At 33.3% G+C, this 420-nt stretch carries 1 protein-coding gene; it reads right to left on the bottom strand.

The features are described from left to right. Window positions 1–420 (bottom strand): hypothetical protein (locus QMG30_RS24850; protein WP_281819922.1); only part of this gene is annotated, 420 nt, incomplete at both ends.

The following is a 420-nucleotide window of genomic DNA, read 5'->3' on the forward strand; positions in this document are numbered from 1 at the left end:
ATACTTACTCCATTTGCTGGTGTTTTTAACGACCAACTTACATCTTTATTCAGTACATTTCCATACTGATCTTTTATTACTGCATTATAATCTGTTGTTTCTGGACTATTTTCTTGGGTTGGTACATTTATACTGTCAGCTCCATCTATAATGATATTTGTTACTTCTGGTTCTACTTTTTCTATTACTAATTGTTTTTCTTGTTGCACTCCATTGCTAGATGCCACTACTACAACGGTTCCTGCATCTGCTTGGTTGGTTACTTCCAATAACCCTGTTATAGGATTTATACATACTCCTGGTACTGGTGCTTTTAATGACCAACTTATATTTTCATCCATTACATTTCCGTATTGGTCTTTTACTATACCTTTATACTCTGTTTCATTTGGACTTGTTATTTCTGTTGGTACATTTATT

Origin of the sequence: Vallitalea longa (assembly GCF_027923465.1) — a bacterium.
GTDB lineage: Bacteria > Bacillota > Clostridia > Lachnospirales > Vallitaleaceae > Vallitalea > Vallitalea longa.